Annotated in this window: 14 protein-coding genes; 9 read left to right on the top strand and 5 right to left on the bottom strand. The window is 62.6% G+C overall.

Translation table 11 applies throughout. The features are described 5' to 3' along the window. Positions 1-79 precede the first annotated feature (79 nt). Positions 80-2,641, bottom strand: a complete 2,562-nt coding sequence (locus V7S54_RS19705) for an SH3 domain-containing protein (RefSeq protein ID WP_336409262.1) — start codon at positions 2,639-2,641, stop codon at positions 80-82. A gap of 472 nt (positions 2,642-3,113) precedes the next feature. On the opposite strand from V7S54_RS19705, the gene V7S54_RS19700 reads away from it, so the two are divergent. The 9 genes from V7S54_RS19700 to V7S54_RS19660 all read left to right on the top strand — a co-directional run bounded on the left by V7S54_RS19700 (position 3,114) and on the right by V7S54_RS19660 (position 12,333). Continuing rightward, positions 3,114-3,566: a helix-turn-helix domain-containing protein gene (locus tag V7S54_RS19700; RefSeq protein ID WP_336409261.1), complete on the top strand. Its 453-nt coding sequence runs from the start codon at positions 3,114-3,116 to the stop codon at positions 3,564-3,566. A gap of 27 nt (positions 3,567-3,593) precedes the next feature. Beyond that, complete coding sequence (locus V7S54_RS19695) at positions 3,594-5,465, top strand: SARP family transcriptional regulator (protein WP_336409260.1); 1,872 nt, start codon at positions 3,594-3,596, stop codon at positions 5,463-5,465. A 33-nt stretch (positions 5,466-5,498) separates the two neighbouring features. After that, positions 5,499-5,720, top strand: coding sequence for a hypothetical protein (locus V7S54_RS19690; RefSeq protein WP_057251314.1), 222 nt, complete (start codon positions 5,499-5,501; stop codon positions 5,718-5,720). Between the two features lie 72 nt (positions 5,721-5,792). Next, entirely contained in the window at positions 5,793-6,980 is a 1,188-nt protein-coding gene (locus tag V7S54_RS19685) for a YcaO-like family protein (RefSeq protein WP_336409259.1), read from the top strand. Beyond that, entirely contained in the window at positions 6,977-7,702 is a 726-nt protein-coding gene (locus V7S54_RS19680; protein WP_336409258.1) for a TfuA-like protein, read from the top strand. Before V7S54_RS19685 ends, V7S54_RS19680 begins: the two co-directional genes overlap by 4 nt. Positions 7,703-7,737: 35 nt before the next feature. Further along, a complete protein-coding gene (locus V7S54_RS19675; RefSeq protein ID WP_336409257.1) occupies positions 7,738-8,058 on the top strand; it encodes a hypothetical protein in 321 nt (106 codons plus the stop codon). A 623-nt stretch (positions 8,059-8,681) separates the two neighbouring features. Continuing rightward, positions 8,682-9,719 (top strand): isopenicillin N synthase family dioxygenase, encoded by a 1,038-nt coding sequence (locus V7S54_RS19670; protein ID WP_442892570.1) that lies wholly within the window; start codon positions 8,682-8,684, stop codon positions 9,717-9,719. A gap of 45 nt (positions 9,720-9,764) precedes the next feature. Further along, the gene (locus V7S54_RS19665; RefSeq protein WP_336409256.1) at positions 9,765-11,126 is read left to right on the top strand and encodes an O-acetylhomoserine aminocarboxypropyltransferase/cysteine synthase family protein; all 1,362 of its coding nucleotides are present in this window, start codon (positions 9,765-9,767) and stop codon (positions 11,124-11,126) included. 181 nt (positions 11,127-11,307) lie between these two features. Then, positions 11,308-12,333 (top strand): NADP-dependent oxidoreductase, encoded by a 1,026-nt coding sequence (locus tag V7S54_RS19660; RefSeq protein WP_336409255.1) that lies wholly within the window; start codon positions 11,308-11,310, stop codon positions 12,331-12,333. A 20-nt stretch (positions 12,334-12,353) separates the two neighbouring features. On the opposite strand, the gene V7S54_RS19655 is transcribed toward V7S54_RS19660, so the two are convergent. The 4 genes from V7S54_RS19655 to V7S54_RS19640 form a co-directional block, all read right to left on the bottom strand. Then, positions 12,354-14,120, bottom strand: coding sequence for a tetratricopeptide repeat protein (locus tag V7S54_RS19655; RefSeq protein WP_336409254.1), 1,767 nt, complete (start codon positions 14,118-14,120; stop codon positions 12,354-12,356). Between the two features lie 219 nt (positions 14,121-14,339). After that, positions 14,340-14,615: a hypothetical protein gene (locus V7S54_RS19650; protein ID WP_065375514.1), complete on the bottom strand. Its 276-nt coding sequence runs from the start codon at positions 14,613-14,615 to the stop codon at positions 14,340-14,342. A gap of 455 nt (positions 14,616-15,070) precedes the next feature. Further along, positions 15,071-16,108: an HAD family hydrolase gene (locus V7S54_RS19645; protein WP_442892578.1), complete on the bottom strand. Its 1,038-nt coding sequence runs from the start codon at positions 16,106-16,108 to the stop codon at positions 15,071-15,073. A 52-nt stretch (positions 16,109-16,160) separates the two neighbouring features. Then, complete coding sequence (locus tag V7S54_RS19640) at positions 16,161-17,132, bottom strand: formylglycine-generating enzyme family protein (protein ID WP_336409252.1); 972 nt, start codon at positions 17,130-17,132, stop codon at positions 16,161-16,163. Between the last annotated feature and the right edge of the window lie 231 nt (positions 17,133-17,363).

Raw genomic sequence — 17,363 nt, 5'->3', positions numbered from 1 at the left:
ACCGGCACGATTCTCAACTTTTACAAATGCTAACATACCTGTAGGCGGTTCTGCCAACGCCCTTTCGCCGCGCCGCGGATCAACGACGACGGAAGCCGCCGCCCCCATGGAAGCCTCCCCCACCGTGGAAGCCACCGCCTCCCTGAAAGCCGCCGCCACCGTGGAAACCGCCTCCCTCGAAGCCGCCGCCACCAAAGCCACCCGGGCGGTCAAAACCACCGCCTCCACTGCTCGGGAAGTTCAGCGGCCGCTGATCGAAGGACTGTCGCTCGAAGGAGCGCTGGTTGCCGAGCTGTCGGCCGATATTGTCGATGGCCAGATGATCGGGCGCGCGGTCCAGCGTTCGGGTGCCTGCCCCCTGGCCGGATCCGATCCGCTGGTTCAGGTTTTGGACAGCGTCCGGATGGTTGGCGGAAAACTGTTCGCCCGCCTTGGCCCTGTCCTGGATGGAAGGCTTGTCGACCGGCTGCCAGCCGTCAGGCGTGTGCTCCTGCCATTGCCCGTCGTCGCGGCGATAGACGTTTCCGTCGCGCCCGGCGTAAACGTCGCCACCCTTGCCACCGGCGACGAAACCATGGTTGCCGTCCGACGTGCGCCAATGGGCTCCCGCGCCGCCCGCAGTCGAACCGCCGGAAATGCGCGCAAAGTCGGAACCGTGCTTGACGGCGGCCGTACCCCAGCTGCCGTAGACATTTTGACCACCGCGTGTGATCGCCGCGTTGCCGGTGCGCGGATTATAGGCTGCGACGAAGCCGCGGTCGCCGTTCGGCCCATAGCCGACAGCGCCGCGCATGTAGGTTCCGGTGCGCGGATTGTAGGCGGCCCCGGCAGCGATGCCACGATAGGGCCCATAGGCATAGCCGTAGCGGCCGAACGTTCCGACAGCCGGGTTGTAGAACGCACCGACGCCATAGGTCACGGGACGCGGATAATAGGGCCAGTAGCCGCCGCCAGCCCAGCCATAGTCCCAATAATCGTCATAGTACCAGCCGGTGCCGTAGACGAAGGTATCCCAGGCGAGATAGGCACCGAGATAGCCCATCGTGTAGCCGAACCAGACCGCGTCGGGCTCGGTCTCGTAAATCCGCACATAGGTGGCGTTGTAGATCGGCGAGGATGGCGGGATCTTGTAGATCTCGTCGGGCACCGCCTTGGCGACGCTGAAGGGTCCGGTCGGCGTATCGCCGACGAACCAGATGCCGTCCTTCACGACAAAATACTTGTCACCGACCTTGATGACGGTCTCGTTGGTGTTCACGGCGTAAGTCAGCGAGGTGCCGTCGATCTTCTCGAATTTCGGGTCGCCACTATAGGTCACGTCCACCTTGACCGACCCGTCGAGCGCCACGCGCGCCTTTTCGGGAATGCTTGCCTTCAGCCGCGCTTCGGCGTTTTCGGACGTGCCGGGAACGGACGAGCGCACGGTGTAATAGGCGGCGTCCTGCGGGATGTTCTGGAAATCTTCGGGAAGCTTGGGCGTGGCGAAGGTCCACGGACCGTCGAGGGAAGAGCTCGCAAACCAGCGACCGGAGACGAGAATGTACCAGTTGGAATCCGCATCGCGATAGAAGACGTCGCTCTCGCTGTTAGTCGCAACCTTGAGCCCGGTGCCGGGCACCTGCTCCAGCTTCGGCTCGCCGTCGAAGACGAGCAACTCGGAGGGTTTGTCCGAATAGATGACGTCAGGCACCACGGCCTTGTCCGCTTGCGGCGGGACAGCCGCCTTGGCATCCTTCCAGTTGTCGTCGTCCGGAAGCTTGCCGAGAATGTCCGGCAGCGACGCTGCAGGCTGCCACCCCGATGCCAGGTCCTTCGATTGCAGCCACGCCTTGTCGTTGCGCAGATAATAAGTGCTGTCCGCATCGACCTTGAACAGGTCCCAATTGGTGTTGACCGCGAAGGACAGGCCTTCGACACCCTTGACCGGCGCGAACACCGCCTTGCCATCGGTCTGCACCAGCACCGCCGGCGCCTTGCTGACGAAGATCGGCGGCGGATCGGCCTTCAACCCTTCGACATTGCCGAGCCGCTCGTAGTCCGCCAGGCTCGCCGTCAACTTGTCCTCGGAAACCGTGATGGTTCCGACCGGCATCAGTTTACCGACCTCGAGGGCGAGGTCCGCCAGTTCCTTTCGGTCGAGAACGGAAAAATTGATCTCCGTCATCTTGATGTCCGATACGACGACCTGGCCGGATGCGCTGTCGGCGTCGGTCTTGCCGGTCACCCCTATGACACCATAGATCGGCTTGGCATCGTCGGACTGCTTGTATTCGGCAGCGATCAACGCATCGAGATCAGTGAAGTCCTTCCAAGCGTTGATCTGAGGCTGGTAGAGCGTAACGGTCGCGCCGCTGTCGGTCTTGAAGGCGCGCGGCCAGCCGAGCCCCTTGGGATCGGCATCGTTCAGATACTTGCCGCTGACGAAGCCGTTCTGGCCATTGAAGCTCACCGCGCACCATGTACCGCCATCGTCGCATTCCTTGACGTCGACTTCCGCGCCTTCCGCAATCTTGCCGAGGCTGTCGAAGCCGGTGCCCGGCCCTTCCCGGAAATTGACGGACGCGTTTGTTGTAGCCGGACCGGCCTCGGCCGGGACGGAGGCAATCGCGAAAAGGGTCAAGGCCAGGGTCAATCTGCGCATCTCGGTTCTCCGGCGTCTAGCAGCAATCCGAACCGGCACCGTGCTGTCGCCGCCTGTGCCACGTTGATGGCAGGTGAGGAGCAGACATCGGACCGGTATGATCGCAGCATCTTCGGCAGCGGGGGCAGCACAAGTACGTAACAGTAACGGCGACCGTAACAGGCCGTTGAAAAGGGACGACGAGGCCCGGCCTTGAGCCTCCCTTCGAGCCACCGAACGCCGATTGACGCAGGATCGATTCGCATGGGGCCGCCTCGCATTTTGGCGCGATCGAGGCAAGGTGACGCACGCGACCCGTCACAATTCGCGCGCTTGCGCCCCGATCACGGCAGCATCGCCCGCCTCATCCCCTGGAAAACCGAAACGGCGCCGCAAATCTCGGCGTTTTAGCCCGTAGTGATTGCATCGGGAGATTTATTCAAGCAAACTCATATGTATGATTTGACCATTCCTACGTGCGGAGGAAATGCAAGTGAACACAAAAGCCCCCAGCCAGATTGATGTCTTTGTCGGTTCCCGCGTCAGGATGCGTCGGTTGATGGCCGGGTTGAGCCAGGAAAAGCTGGCCGACGGTCTCGGGATCACATTCCAGCAGGTACAAAAGTACGAAAAAGGCACCAACCGCATCGGCGCCAGCCGCCTCCAGGCGATCGCCGATATCCTCGGCGTGCATCCGAGCTTCTTCTTCCAGGAAGGCGACGACGCCGCGGCCCGCTCCGGTGCTGGCGACACGACACGCGAGCCGAGCGAAATCTCCTCTTTCGTATCGTCGAAGGAAGGCATCGCGCTCAACCGCGCCTTCCTGAAGATCACCGATCCGGTGCTGCGCAAGAAGATCATCTCGCTCGTCGCCGCCGTGGCCCAGACGCCCGAGACGGAGAGCACCCGTACAGGAACCAGCCACGCCCAGGATCTGCACGGATAAGCGCCTGCACCCGACAGGAATGACCGGATGACATTCAGACTGCAGACCCTCGGGCGCTTGCGTCTCGTCGATAAGGACGGGCGCGAAGTGACGTTCCCGGAGAAGGGTCTGCTTATCCTTTGCTATCTGATCGTCGGCGGATATCGCGAACAATCGAGAAACGACATCGCCAAGCTGTTGTGGGACGAAGTCGTTCCCAGTCAGGCCTTCGTCAATCTGCGCAAGACGATCTCCCGGATTAGTGCACGGCAGGACGAACTCGGCTGTCATTTCCTGAGCTTCTCTCCATCGTCGGTTGGACTCGACGTCGATCGACTGCAGAGCGACTTGGACGAAATCAGTCGGGATCCGGGCGATGCGCTCAACCGCTTCCAACTGGCAGCAACGACATTCCAGGAGGACTTTCTCAAGGACCTGAAGTCCCAGGGGCAAGCGCTGCACGGCTGGATCGAACGGCAGCGCGGCGAACACATGACGCTCTTGCGCGAGAGCCTGATCGCAGCCGCGCCGGAAGCGGCGAAGAGCCATCGCAAGCTGGTCAAGGCCGCGGCAGCGCGGCTCCTCGAGCGCAATCCGCTCGACGAGGAGGTGCGCAAGATCCTGACCCAGGTGTTTCAGCTGGAAGGCAATCACCTGGAAGCGAGAGCACTTGCGCACAGCAATGCGCCGGCCGTTCCGGCGATCGCGGAATGGCGGCCAGCCTCGACGATCTTTGCGCCGGCCTCCGAGGCGGCCGCGGACTTGCGTCCGCCGCGTGTCGTGCTGCTACCCCCGAGCAACGGAGCGATCGACAGTCCCGCCACCCAGTTTGCTGGCGCCTTGATCGAGGACGTCACCATCGGGCTTTGCGCGCTTCGTTCGGTTTCGGTCATCGCCCCCTACACGGCCGCGCAGATCAGCCTCCAGGCGGACAAGGCGAACACCTACCAGAAGCACGCCATCAGCTACATCCTCGACACCCGCCTGACGGACGAGGGCAGCCGGCTGACTCTATTCACGCAGCTGATCTTCTTTGCCAATGACGAAGTGATCTGGGCTGACCGCTTCAATCTCGACGGCGACGGGTTGATGACCTCCAGGCGGGAGATCGCACGCCAGATCGCCTATGCCATCGCCAGCCAGGTGGAACGCAACGAGGCGCATCGCAAGACCTACGAAACCAATGTCGGCTCCTATCGCAGTTTCCTGCTCGGGCAGCGATATCTCAAGCAGCTGAACCTTCCGGAAGTGCGGCGCGCGCGCAAGAGCTTCCGTGAATCGCTGTACGAGAATTCCGACTTTGCACCGGCCATGAGCGGGCTGGCGCGCAGCTACTTCTTCGAGTGGCTATTGACGGCGCGTGGTGACAGCGAGTTGCTGGCGCTTGCGGAACGGCACGCGCGCGACGCGGTGGGAGCCGATGACACGCTGGCAACGGGCTATCGCGAGCTCGGGGTCGTCAAGCTCTATCTGAGACAATTCGATGAGAGCATGGAATACCATGACAAGGCGGAGGCGCTCAGCCCGCAGCATGCCAACGTGATCGCGAGCTATGCCGATACGCTGGTGCAGGCCTCGCGTCCCGAAGGTGGTCTACGCAAGATCCAGGCAGCACTCGACCTCAACCCGATCGCGCCGGACGAATATTTCTGGACCGCCGCCGGCGCCAGCTATTCGCTTGGCCAGTATGAGCAGGCGATCGCCTATATCGAGCGCATGCGCGATCCGACGCCCGCAGACCGGTTGTCGGCGGCGAGTTGGGGCATGCTTGGCAACAAGAAGAAGGCCCGCCTATTCGTTCGCAAAACGTTCGACGTACATCCGGATTTTGATCTCGACAAATGGATGGCCATCGTTCCCTTCAGGGAAGAGTGGCAGCGAGTCCACTATTGCGAGGGCCTGCGCAAGGCAGGTTTCTGACGTCTTCATTCAACCGAAAGCCAGGAGGGGTAAATGGCGAAAGTGGTGGTAATTGGCGTGGCAGGCGACGACAGGCTCTGGATGGCGGATCTCGACGCGGGAACGGTAACGCAAATCCCGACGCCGACGCAGGGGCCGCTGGCGGCGGCCAACGATCTGCGCGTCAACGGTGGCGCAACAGTGCACAAGGGCGTGAACCTCGCCGTGGTGGCCGCCTCGTCCGGTTCGGTTTCCGGCGGGTTCATGGACGGCTAGCGCCGACACGTGGCGCAAGTCAGCGGAATTGACCGGCCGTCGGATGATTGTTTCGGTTATCCGACGGCCGGTATGATTACATACAGCGATCGCGCCTGTTCGCCCGAAGAGACCCTTCGGCGCATCGAGCCGCTTTTGCCGACATTCGGCGTCAGCAGGCTTGCGCGCCTGACCGGGCTCGACAAGATCGGGATCCCGGTCTGGAGCGCCATATCCCCGAACGCGCGTTCGATCGTCATCAATCAAGGAAAAGGCATCACCGACAATGACGCCAAGGTTTCGGCCGCCATGGAGGCGATCGAACGCGCCGTTGCCTGCGCACCCGCCGTGCCGACCAGATTGGCGACCCGGCGGACATTATGCGAGAGCGGCGATCGGGCGTTGACGCTTCCAGGATTGGTGGCCGCCGGCCAGCCGGACCTCGGCAACGACGAAACGATCGCCTGGCTTCGCGGCTTCAACCTCGCAGACGGAACCACCACATGGGCGCCGCTTCATGCGACCACCCTCGACCGAACCATCGAGGGCTGCCGGTACTGGCAATCCTCCGATGGCCTTGCCTCCGGCAACACCGAGACCGAAGCCATTCTGCACGGCTTGCTCGAGCGGATCGAGCGCGACGCCGAAACGCTCTGGCGCCTGTTGCCGCTAAGCGGAAAGCTCGCGACGTGCATTGATCCTGCATCGTTCGAGGACACGGTCCTCGACCGGATGGCGCGGCAGATCGCGGCTTGCGGCCTGCAACTGCGCCTCTTCGACATGACCAGCGACATCGCCGTTCCCTGTTATGCAGCGACACTTGCCGACGCCGGCATTCTGACCGCGCGGCAGCCTCGGTACCACGACGTGACGATCGGCCACGGTGCGCACCCGATGGCGCGCAGAGCCGCCATCCGCGCCGTGACGGAGGCCGCCCAGTCAAGGCTCACCTCTATCAGCGGCGCCCGCGACGACGTCTTTCCCGAGACATTTACCCGCCCCCTTCCGGGCGAGACGCAGCGCCTGTTCGAGGCGGTCCCGCAAAGGAAACCGCCGCCCTCTACAAGCGCCGAGGGCGGACCGCACGTGCTGCTACGCTTCGCTATGCAGCGGCTCGAGGAGGCGCGTATCCGCTCGGTTGTGGTCGTACCGCTCATCGAAGAATGCGCCGTGCCGTTCTCTGTCGTCAAGGTTCTCGTTCCGGGCCTGGAGAACCCCGACGGGCTGCGCAAGCGCCGTTTCGGAGAGCGGGCGCTGGCACGCGCACTGGTGGTCGGATGAAGATCGTCTTCGTCGGGCCGACCCTGCCGGACGCGCGCCGCGTTGCGGGCGCCGCCATCACTCTCCAGCCGCCTGCAATCCAGGGCGACATTCTCCGCGCGACCGAGCGTGGTGCAACGGCTATCGGTCTGATCGATGGCAATTTCGAACAGGTCGCCCCGGTCTGGCACAAGGAGATCCTCTACGCGCTGGCGCAAGGCGTTCAGGTTTTCGGGGCAGCCAGCATGGGGGCGCTTCGCGCTGCCGAATGCGCTCTCTTCGGCATGACGGGCATCGGCGAGATCTATCGGCAATATGCGCAGGGCGAGCGAGTGGACGATGCCGATGTCGCCCTGATCCACGGCCCGTCTGAGCTTGGATACCTGCCGCTGACCTTGCCGCTGGTCAATGTGGACGTAACCCTTGGACGCTTGGCGGATCGCCAGCTGCTTTCTGTTGAAGCGGTGGCGGCGGTCGGCGCCGCGGCAGCCGGCGTCTTCTACAAGGAGCGCACCTGGGCCGCGATTGTCGACCGCGCGCGCCTTCCCGCGTGTACAGACCGCACGCATCTCGCAGACCTGCTTGCCGCCGAATTCGTCGATCAGAAACGTATCGATGCGCTGCTTTTGCTCGACGCACTGCACAACGCGCCGAACCAACGAGCGGTTGTGTCGAGAGACTGGGAATTCAATTCTACCAGCATGTGGAAGAGGTTGTCCGGTCAACCTGACGCTTCATCTTAAGCGCGTGGTTTTCCCATACAACGTGTGTCACGCTCATGTCACGCGCGCTGCCGCGCAGTCACGCTATGATTGGCCACGCTGAACTGGATCTGGCAGATCCACAGGGAGCTGGGAAAATCATGCTATCTTCATTTGCTGTACCGGTGGAGCCGGAAGACAAGGAGAAGGAGCTACTGGCATTGGCTCGCCTTGTCACCTATGCGCGAGATTCCGCCAAGACCCTCAATGTCGAAGGTGTGCAATACTGTCTCGAGCTTGCGCTCGCATCGCTGCTCAAGGAGGCAGAGGAATGCGGAGACAAGCGAGCACATCTGACCAACGAATTGATGACGCGACCAAGCCTCGGCCGCTGCTGAGGTCAGCACGTTCGGGGCGTTCTCCGTCCGGAATTGCAGTCGCGAAGGATCGTCCTCCGTCTTCCGGAACGATGGAATGATCTGATCAACCCAATCGTTACAACGCCCTGTTTTGCAGAAAAGCAAAACAGGGCTTTTTCATTTTCCACCTGCAGGCGAGTTCGCCTGCTGCGATGTGCACGACGCGGCTTAGGGTGACGACTTTGCGGCTCCGCCGCTGCGTCACCGTGCAGCCGTCGGATATTTCAGTTTCGACGCGAGGGCGCGCTCGCCAGGGTGAGATGGAAGGGGACGGACGGAATTTCCCCGGAACCTCGGCCCGTTCGAATGTTTGCTTCGCCTGGCGCTCGGAATTTAGTCCATAATTTCCATAGATATTATTGAATAATTGGCGCCACCGGTTAGGCTTGAACCACTCGACACAAGCGGGGATGCCATGAGCCAACGCCGTTCAACGACCAGCGTTTTGTCGCGAAGCACCCCCCTTGCGGCCAATAGGCACTGCGGCTGCTGCCGCATCCGCCGGCCTCATCTGAAGCCCTTCGATGTGCCCCCTGCCCGCTCCGCTTAACCCGCGGGTTTCGGCAGCCAGCGGCACGCCTAACGAAACAACGGAGACCATCTTGAGCCAGACCACCCCTACCCTACCCGTCCTCGACCTTTCGCGCTTTGCGGCGGGCCACCCCGAGCGGGCGGAGGCGCTCGACGAATTGCGCAGCGTTGCCCGCTCGGTGGGCTTCTTCTATCTCGAAGGCCACGGGATTCCGCAGGAAGAGATCGACGGTATCCTTTCGCTTTCGCGGCGTTTCTTCGCACTGCCCGAGGATGACAAGCTGGCAATCGAAATGCGCAAGTCACCGCATTTCCGCGGCTACAACCGCGCCGGGCTCGAATATACCCGCGGTACCCAGGACTGGCGCGAACAGGTCGATTTCGGCCCCGAGCGCCAGAGCCTTGAGATCAAACCCGAGGATGCACCGTGGAAGCGGCTGGTCGGCCCCAACCAGTTCCCGGAAGCCTTGCCCGAGTTGAAGCCGGCGATCCTCGCCTACATAGACGCCGTCACCGGGCTCGGCATCCGCCTGATCGAGATTTTCTCCGAAGCGCTCGGCCAGAAGCCCGATGTGTTCGGGCCGATCTACCGCGATGGCCCCAACCAGCTTCTGAAGATCATCCGCTATCCCGGCCGCGACAAGACGGAGAGCGATCAGGGGGTGGGCGCCCACAAGGATGGTGGCTTCGTCACCATCCTGCTGCAGGACGTGGTCGGCGGTTTGCAGGTCGATGACGGCAAGGGCGGCTGGATCGACGCGCCGGCGAAACGCGGCACCTTCGTCATCAACGTCGGCGAACTCCTGGAACTGGCGTCGAACGGCTATCTGCTCGCCAACATCCACCGAGTGGTCACGCCACCGGCAGGCGGCGACCGGCTTTCCGTCGCCTTCTTCCTCGGCGCCAACCTCGCCTCGACCATCCCGGTGCTCGACCTGCCGCCGGAGCTTGCGGCCGAGGTCCGCGGTGTGACCCAGGATCCGCAGAACCCGCTCTTCCACGAGGTCGGCCGCAACGTGCTGAAATCCCGGCTGCGCTCGCATCCCGATGTCGCCGCCGCGCACCACGCAGACCTGCTGGAACAACAGAAGGCGGCCGTCCCCGCCTGATTGACCGGACAGCGCCGATCAACCTGAAAGCCAAGGAGAAATGGCATGACGATTCATCAAAAGCCGGAAGAACCTGCAGTCGAGATCAAGGCAGCGACCGGGCTGCGCGAGGCCGGCGGACGGCTGCATCCGGAAACGCTGGCGCTTCATGGCGGCAGCTATCGCTTCGATCCGGCAAGCGGCGCCGTCGCCGTTCCGATCTATCAGACGACCTCCTATCAGCTGCCCGGCACGGACGGCGCCGACAAGCTCTTTGCGCTCGAGGCTCCGGGACATCTATACACCCGTGTCTCCAATCCGACGCAGGACGCATTCGAGCAGCGGCTGGCGGAAATCGAAGGTGGCGCCGCAGCACTGGCGCTCGGCTCCGGCCAGGCGGCATCGGCCTTCGCCCTGCTGAACCTTGCGCGTGCCGGCGACAACGTCGTCAGCGCCGCCGGCCTCTATGGCGGAACCTGGGCGCTCTTTGCCGCGACGCTCAAAAGCTTCGGCATCGAGGTGCGCTTCGTCGATGCGGCCGATCCGGAAGGCTTTGCCCGGGCGACGGACGACAGGACACGCGCCTACTATGCCGAGTCCCTGCCGAACCCGAAACTTGACGTCTTCCCGATTGCCGAGGTCGCCGAGGTGGGCCGGCGCTTCGGCATTCCGCTGATCGTCGACAACACGGCCGCACCGCTGACGATCCGCCCCTTCGATCACGGCGCCGCAGTGGTCGTCTACTCCACGACGAAGTATATCGGCGGTCACGGCACCTCGATCGGCGGCGCGATCATCGACAGCGGCCACTTCCCCTGGCACGACCATGAGGCGCGGCACCCGAACCTGCATGAGCCGGACCCGAGCTACCAGGGCAAGACCTGGCTGGAAAAGGCCGAGGCGATCGCCTTCCATCCCTACATCCTGCGTGCCCGCGCGGTTCTCTTGCGCGACCTCGGCGCCGCCATCAGTCCGTTGAACGCCTTCCAGTTCATCCAGGGCCTAGAGACGCTGCCGCTCAGAATCCGCCAGCACAACGAGAATGCGATCAAGGTGGCCGAGTTCCTCCGCACCCACCCGAAAGTGGCGCGCGTAATCTTTCCAAAATTCCAGGAGGGCGAAGCGAAGGCTCGCGCCGAGAAGTATCTCCGGAATGGACACTTTGGAGCCCTGGTCGGCTTCGAACTGAAGGATGGACGCGAGGCGGGACGCCGTTTCATCGACGGGCTGAAGCTGCTCTACCATGTCGCCAATATCGGCGACGCGCGCTCGCTTGCCATCCATCCGGCGACGACGACGCATTCGCAGCTTACCGAGGAGGACCAGCTCAAGACCGGCGTGACACCGGGTTATGTCCGGCTTTCGATCGGCATCGAGCATCCGGACGATATTATCGCCGACATCAAGCAGGCGATTGACGCCGCCTGATCGAACGCTTTTGCAGGAGTTGCCGCGGGCTCGCCCTTTCGGGCCGGGCCCGCGGCGCCATTTTGGCGTCCGAACGCGCCGGTAGGCCTCCGTTCGGTTTCATGCCACAACATGCTCTAATCGAGCGTCCGTCGGATGGCACCCCGGCGCAGATCCGGCCATGCATAGGGAAGGAAAGACAATGAGCACGAACACCCAGGTTCTGCTGGCCGCCCGGCCATCGGGGCGACCGACGCCGAGCGACTTCCGCATCGTCGAGACGGCAATCCCGGAGCCGGCCGAAGGCGAGGTTCTGCTCAAAATCCTCTACCTCTCGCTCGATCCCTACATGCGCGGGCGCATGAACACCGGCCGGTCCTATGCCAAGCCGGTGGAGATCGGCGCGGTTATGGAGGGCGGCACGGTTGCCCGCGTCGTGCGCTCGCGCCACCCGGATTTCAGCGACGGTGATTTCGTGCTCTCCCATTCCGGCTGGCAGAGCTATGCGCTGTCGCGCGGTGCGGACCTGCGCAAGCTCGATCCGTCGGCGGCACCTCTGTCGACCGCGCTCGGCATTCTGGGCATGCCCGGCTTCACCGCCTATGCAGGACTGCTGACGATCGGCAAGCCGAAGCCGGGCGAGACAGTCGTGGTGGCCGCCGCAAGCGGCGCCGTCGGCTCGGCCGTCGGCCAGATCGCCCGCATCAAGGGCGCGCGCGCGGTCGGCATCGCGGGCGGTGCGGACAAGTGCGCTTTCGTTCGCGACGTGCTCGGCTTCGATGCGGTGATCGATCACCGCGCTCCGGATTTCGCCGAGCAACTCGCCGCCGCGTGCCCCAAAGGCATCGACGTCTATTTCGAGAATGTCGGCGGCCATGTCTGGGACGCGGTGTTTCCGCTGTTGAACGACTTCGCCCGCGTGCCCGTTTGCGGCCTGATTGCGCACTACAACCAGGCCGGCGGTCCGCAAGCTGGTGGCGACAGGCTGCCGGGCGTCATGCGGGAGGTTCTGAGCAGGAGCCTGCTGATCAGGGGCTTCATCCAGCGCGAATTCGCCGATCAGCGTCCGGTTTTCTACCAGGAGATGGCGGGCTGGATCGCCAACGGCGAGGTTCGGTACAAGGAGGACGTTGTCGATGGCATCGAGAACGCCCCGAATGCCTTCATCGGGCTGCTCGAAGGCCGCAACTTCGGCAAGCTGGTCGTGCGGGTGGCCGCCGAGAACTGAAAACCACGCCTCGCGAGCGATCAGTGCAGGCTGGCGAGGCGGACGCCGGCCTTGCCAAGACCATCATAGAGAAGCGCGATCAGTTCGGGCGTATAACCACGCGCGGCGAGTTCGCTCTCAATCGACCGCATCGAGCCAGCCTTGTTCCGCTGTAAGCCGTCAAGGGCACTCGTGGCCTCTCTCGTCAGGCCGAGCTGACCTGCCGCCGCCATCCGCAGGAGGTTGACGGCAGTGTCCGCGGGATTGGCGAGCTGGCGCGCACGCGTCAGTGCTTCGCGGTATCTGCCGTTTCGGTAGTCTTCGAGCGCCAGCGTGAGCGCCGCGTCGTGGTGCACATATTCGCAGCCCACTTCCGCCACCCGCGCAAGACTCACGCCCTCCGAATATTGCCCGCTGACGAAGAGCAGCAGACCGAGCCGAGCGGGAATGGCATCATCGAGCGGATTGAGCGCAACGGCGCGGCGACCGGACATGAACGCGGCCTCCGTGTCGCCGGTGGCGAAGCGCGCCTGCATCTGAGCGATGTAGCTCTGGCTCGATTGCGGTGCGAGAGCTACGGCCTTATCCGCGAGCTTCACCGCCCGCGCCGCCACCGTCGGCGAGGCGCTCGCCTCGCCGGTCGCCACCAGCACCGTGGCCAGGCTGGCAAGGACGTCAGGGTCTGTCGCCTGATAGGTCACCGATTGCTCCAGGCAGGCATGTGCCGAAGCCAATCCTTCCGGGTCGATCCGCGCCAGCGCGACATCGGCAAGAAGCACGCAACCGTAGCCGATCGACGGTGACACGAGCTGCCGCGCCGCCTCCAGGCTGACGATGACACCTTCCTCGCCGGCGAGAGATCGGGCGAGCCGAGCCAGCAGTTTTTCCTGAACTGCTCGTGCGTCACCGCTGTCGATATCGGCTTTCGCCGTACCCGCTCGGAGCGCCTCATTGCTTTGCGCATCGACAACCTGCCACGAGATCTGATGCTGCTTGACGTCAGCGCTGTAAGCGACCGAGAGCCGGTACTCCTTGCTCCCCTGCAGCTTCACCGGCGGTGCCGACGCGACCCAGCCGGTGACCGATGCAACATCGACGCCCGGCGCCGGCGCTTGCGCCAAAGTGCGCACCGCGGAGAACTGCGACAGCGCGTGGACCAGGTAGTCGCCCGCCCTCCGCTGCTCTTCGCCGCCGGTTCCGCCAGCCGCCGGAACGTCGATGACGATCGTTGGCTTGGCAGAAAGCACCGGTTGCCAAGGGAGGCGCTCGACGACAGAGAGATAGAAGGCTCCGGCCATTGCCGCGGTCCCTACAGCGACGGCGATCAGACCGAACGGACGACGCTTCGGCTGGACGATGGCGGAAGCGACGTTGGCCAGTTCCTCCGGCTCGAGCGCCGTCTCCTTGAGAGCCGTTGCGATTTGCAACGGGTCCGGTGAGCGGTCGCTCACCACGAAATGCGGAACGTAGTTGCCCTTGGGAAGCTCGATGCGAAGCCCCGCCTTATCGCCGACGGTCTCGTAATATTGCGTCAGCGCAGCGCGCAGGCGCGAGGCTTCGACGCGCACGATCGGATCGGTTGCCGGATCGAAGGAAGCCGGCCGACCGAAAACGTCGATCGCGATGGTATAGGCTTTGACCTGCCCCGAGCGGCCAGCGAAGAATTCATCGACCAGGTAGCGCAGGAGTTTCCGGTGGCGCTCAGTCGCATGAAACTGACTATCGGCAAGAATACGATCAAGTGCAGGGCGTGCGTCACATTCGGCAACGGCACAATCAGCTGCTTGACCCGCATTTCTGGCTTCCATGATGCGCTCCCAACTGCCCACAACCCCAAAGAGAGTGCAAACGCGAGACGAACTCTAGACGAGAGCCGCAGTGGCGAAAAGATAAATATTGCGCCATCACAAAACATTTTCACGAAGGAAATGAGTGATTTCAAAACGGAGCAAGAACCTTTCGAAAATTCCACAGAATTTTCACGGGCTTTACATGAAATGTATGAACCCAAGAAGGCTATTTGTTAATCATAATGAACTAGGTTCGCGACCTGAATCGATGATACAGATGGAAATTACCTCTTCTTCGATCTCGCGACAGATCAATTCATACTCCGAGATCATCGAATGATCCAGAGGATCGCGCTTACGTTGCCGGTCGAGCATGGAGCTCGCCTCTTCATAGGCCTCGCAGAGGTTGGAAAGAGAAAGGTTCCTGGCACTCAGCAGTTGCAGTTGGCCGCGCAATGCCGGAAGCTTCAGCATGAGCTTCAGAAGTCCGCGCTGTACGGCCGCGTTGGGCATTGTTTCCTACCCGCCTGATCGACAATCAATGACATTGCCGCCAGCCCGACACGCTGGCGCGCCATTTCTCAAGGATCACTTTCTCCGGGACCGTGACGACACATCAGCCCGCCGAGCGCTCAACCAAAACTGGCAGCCGGACCGGACCTCTCCCTCGATGGTTAACGTGACAACAGACGCTCCGTTTCGGAAGTACGTAACAGTAACTTTGCCCCGATAGCCTTGACGCCGACGATATGATCGTCCGAGTTCGTCCTTGGATACGACAAGCTTTATGCCTCAGAAGGTCCCGGCATCGCCAAGGCGATCCCTATCGATGACAGTTCGGTTTGGACGCCTTCGTCGAACCGTAGGTCATCGTCACCGGAGCGCGGCCGCCCAAATCGGCCGGCTATCGCAAATAACGTCAATCGGCATAGGATCGCGACCAGCCCTAGAGGCTGACTGCCCACTCCTTACTTGTCGAAAGCATAGATCTTGCGCCAGTCCTGTTTCATGTCGACCAGCAGCCAATTTCTCTGTTCGGCTTCCGTCAGCGCCTTGTCCAGCTTGCCGACGGGCGATTGCCGGTCATAGGCCCATTCGCGCTCGCCGTCCGTATGGTGCACGATCAGGCCGAAGCGTGGACCGGAGCCCGCCGTAACCCAGCGCAGCATCTCGTAGTCGCCGTCGGAATTACCGGCGGCAAAGATCGGCCGTCGGCCGATGAACGTGTTGATGCCGACGGGCTTGCCCGGGCCGTCGTCGATGAAGTCGATCTTGGGCTCGCGCGTCAGCACCGGCATATCGCCGTCGAGGTCATATTTCGTCGTGATGCTGCTGCCGACGACCTGTTCGGGCGGGATGCCGTACATCTGTTCGGTCATCGGCCGCATAAATTCGATGCCGCCGCCGGAGACGATGTAGGTCTTGAAACCGTTTGCCCGGAGATAATCGAGCAGCTCACGCATCGGCAGATAGGTGATCTCGTTGTAGGGACGGTTGAAGCGCGGATGTTTGGCGGTCGCAAACCAGTCCTTGACCGTCTTGGTAAACGCATCCGTCGTCATGCCGGCATGGGTCGCCATCACGAGTTCGACGATGCCCTTCTCGCCCGAGGCGGCGACACCCGCCATATCGCCCTTGAGCAGCGATGCGAATGGCTCCTTGTCCTTCCACTCCGGGTGTTCCGGCGCCATAGCCTTGACGCGATCCATAGCGAACATGCCCTGGAAATAGTTCGGCTGCTCGGTCCAGAGCGTGCCGTCATTGTCGAAGACGGCGATCCGTTCCTCCGGCGCCACGAAGTCCGCCCCGTTCTCGCTGGTCACGCGCGTGACGAAATCGACGATGGCCGACTTCGCCTCGCCATCATTCCAAGACGGAAGGTTGTCGGCAGGCGCATCCGCCGCGACGACGGCAGCCGGAGCGGCGAACGCCGTGGAAAGCAGAAACAGGAGACCAACGAGCCGCGAGCGGTACCCGCTCGGCGTGGAATTGGATCGCATCGCAATTGCCGTCATCACGCATCCTCCTTGCGGGAACGATTTGAAACCTCTGGCAGGGTCAGGGCCGCCGAATACAGCGGAACCCGATATGGGTGGTCGCCGCGTTTTCCTCATGCGCATGGCGTGCCGCCGGCCGGTAGCGGCGGCAATAGTTGGGTGCGCACAGATGCGAGCCGCCTTTCACCACCCGGCGGGCGATGTGGATCGCCGGTTGTCTCGGATCGAAGCTTGCTTCCCTGTCGCCGCCGCGCGGATTGGAGGGGATACAGCAGCTCTTTTGCGCCGGCGCCGGATGGTTGGTCGACCAGAAGTCGCTCGTCCATTCCCAGACATTGCCGATCATGTCGTAGAGACCGTAGCCGTTCGGTGGGAAACTTGCGACCGGCGAGGTCCGTTCGAAGCCGTCGGGTCTGAGATTTTCCGTCGGGAACATGCCATGCCAGGTGTTCGCCATGAACCGTCCCTCCGGCACCAGTTCGTCACCCCAGGCATACTCCGCGCCTTCGAGCCCGCCTTTCGCGGCGAACTCCCATTCCGCCTCCGTCGGCAAGTCCTTGCCCGCCCATTCCGCATAGGCCTTGGCATCCAAATAGGAGACCTGGACGACCGGATGATCGAGCTTGCCGCGGATGTTGCTCTGCCGCCCATAAGGCCGCCGCCAATCGGCACCGAACTTGAAGTTCCACCATTGCGACGGACTGTTGCTGGTAATCCGTTTCGGCGGATCGAAGATCACCGAGCCGGCGCGCATCATCTCCGGCAGGGCGCCGGGATAATCCTTAGGGTCCGGGGTCTTTTCCGCCTCGGTGACGTAGCCAGTCGCCTCCACGAAGGCGGCAAACTGCCGGTTGGTCACCGGCGCCACGTCGATCCAGAAGCCGTCCACTTTGACCGGATGCGCCGGCGCTTCCTCCGGATAGTGCTTGTCCGACCCCATGACGAAGGTGCCACCTTCGATCCAAATCGGCTCGCGCGCGCTGATTGCTGCCGGCGTTTCGTTGAGAAGTGGTATCTTCGGCGACACTTGCATGCGGCTTCCATCTCCCGAAGGTGGCGGGTTCGACTACCAAACCGGTCCAAGCTAACGCCATTCCTCGCCGGCCCAAAGTACGTAACCGTTACGATGGCAAACAAAACCTCGTGGCCACGATGAAAATCGGCCAAATGTGGTCCTTGCGGGGGTCTTCGTTACTGTTACGTTCTTTCCAATTGGCCTGATTTAACAATAAGCTCTGCCGAAATTTCATGATGACTGATGCTG

Source organism: Ensifer sp. CCNWLY38 (genome assembly GCF_037120565.1).
GTDB classification, from domain to species: domain Bacteria; phylum Pseudomonadota; class Alphaproteobacteria; order Rhizobiales; family Rhizobiaceae; genus Ensifer; species Ensifer adhaerens_H.
This window is presented reverse-complemented; position numbering and strand designations above follow the sequence as displayed.

Coding starts and splice junctions, on each gene's coding strand:
- V7S54_RS19675 (WP_336409257.1), top strand. CDS start 7,738: ATGTCACGCGCGCTGCCGCGCAGTCACGCTATGATTGGCCACGCTGAA.
- V7S54_RS19660 (WP_336409255.1), top strand. CDS start 11,308: ATGAGCACGAACACCCAGGTTCTGCTGGCCGCCCGGCCATCGGGGCGA.
- V7S54_RS19680 (WP_336409258.1), top strand. CDS start 6,977: ATGAAGATCGTCTTCGTCGGGCCGACCCTGCCGGACGCGCGCCGCGTT.
- V7S54_RS19690 (WP_057251314.1), top strand. CDS start 5,499: ATGGCGAAAGTGGTGGTAATTGGCGTGGCAGGCGACGACAGGCTCTGG.
- V7S54_RS19695 (WP_336409260.1), top strand. CDS start 3,594: ATGACATTCAGACTGCAGACCCTCGGGCGCTTGCGTCTCGTCGATAAG.
- V7S54_RS19705 (WP_336409262.1), bottom strand. CDS start 2,641: ATGCGCAGATTGACCCTGGCCTTGACCCTTTTCGCGATTGCCTCCGTC.
- V7S54_RS19685 (WP_336409259.1), top strand. CDS start 5,793: ATGATTACATACAGCGATCGCGCCTGTTCGCCCGAAGAGACCCTTCGG.
- V7S54_RS19640 (WP_336409252.1), bottom strand. CDS start 17,132: ATGCAAGTGTCGCCGAAGATACCACTTCTCAACGAAACGCCGGCAGCA.
- V7S54_RS19655 (WP_336409254.1), bottom strand. CDS start 14,120: ATGGAAGCCAGAAATGCGGGTCAAGCAGCTGATTGTGCCGTTGCCGAA.
- V7S54_RS19650 (WP_065375514.1), bottom strand. CDS start 14,615: ATGCCCAACGCGGCCGTACAGCGCGGACTTCTGAAGCTCATGCTGAAG.
- V7S54_RS19665 (WP_336409256.1), top strand. CDS start 9,765: ATGACGATTCATCAAAAGCCGGAAGAACCTGCAGTCGAGATCAAGGCA.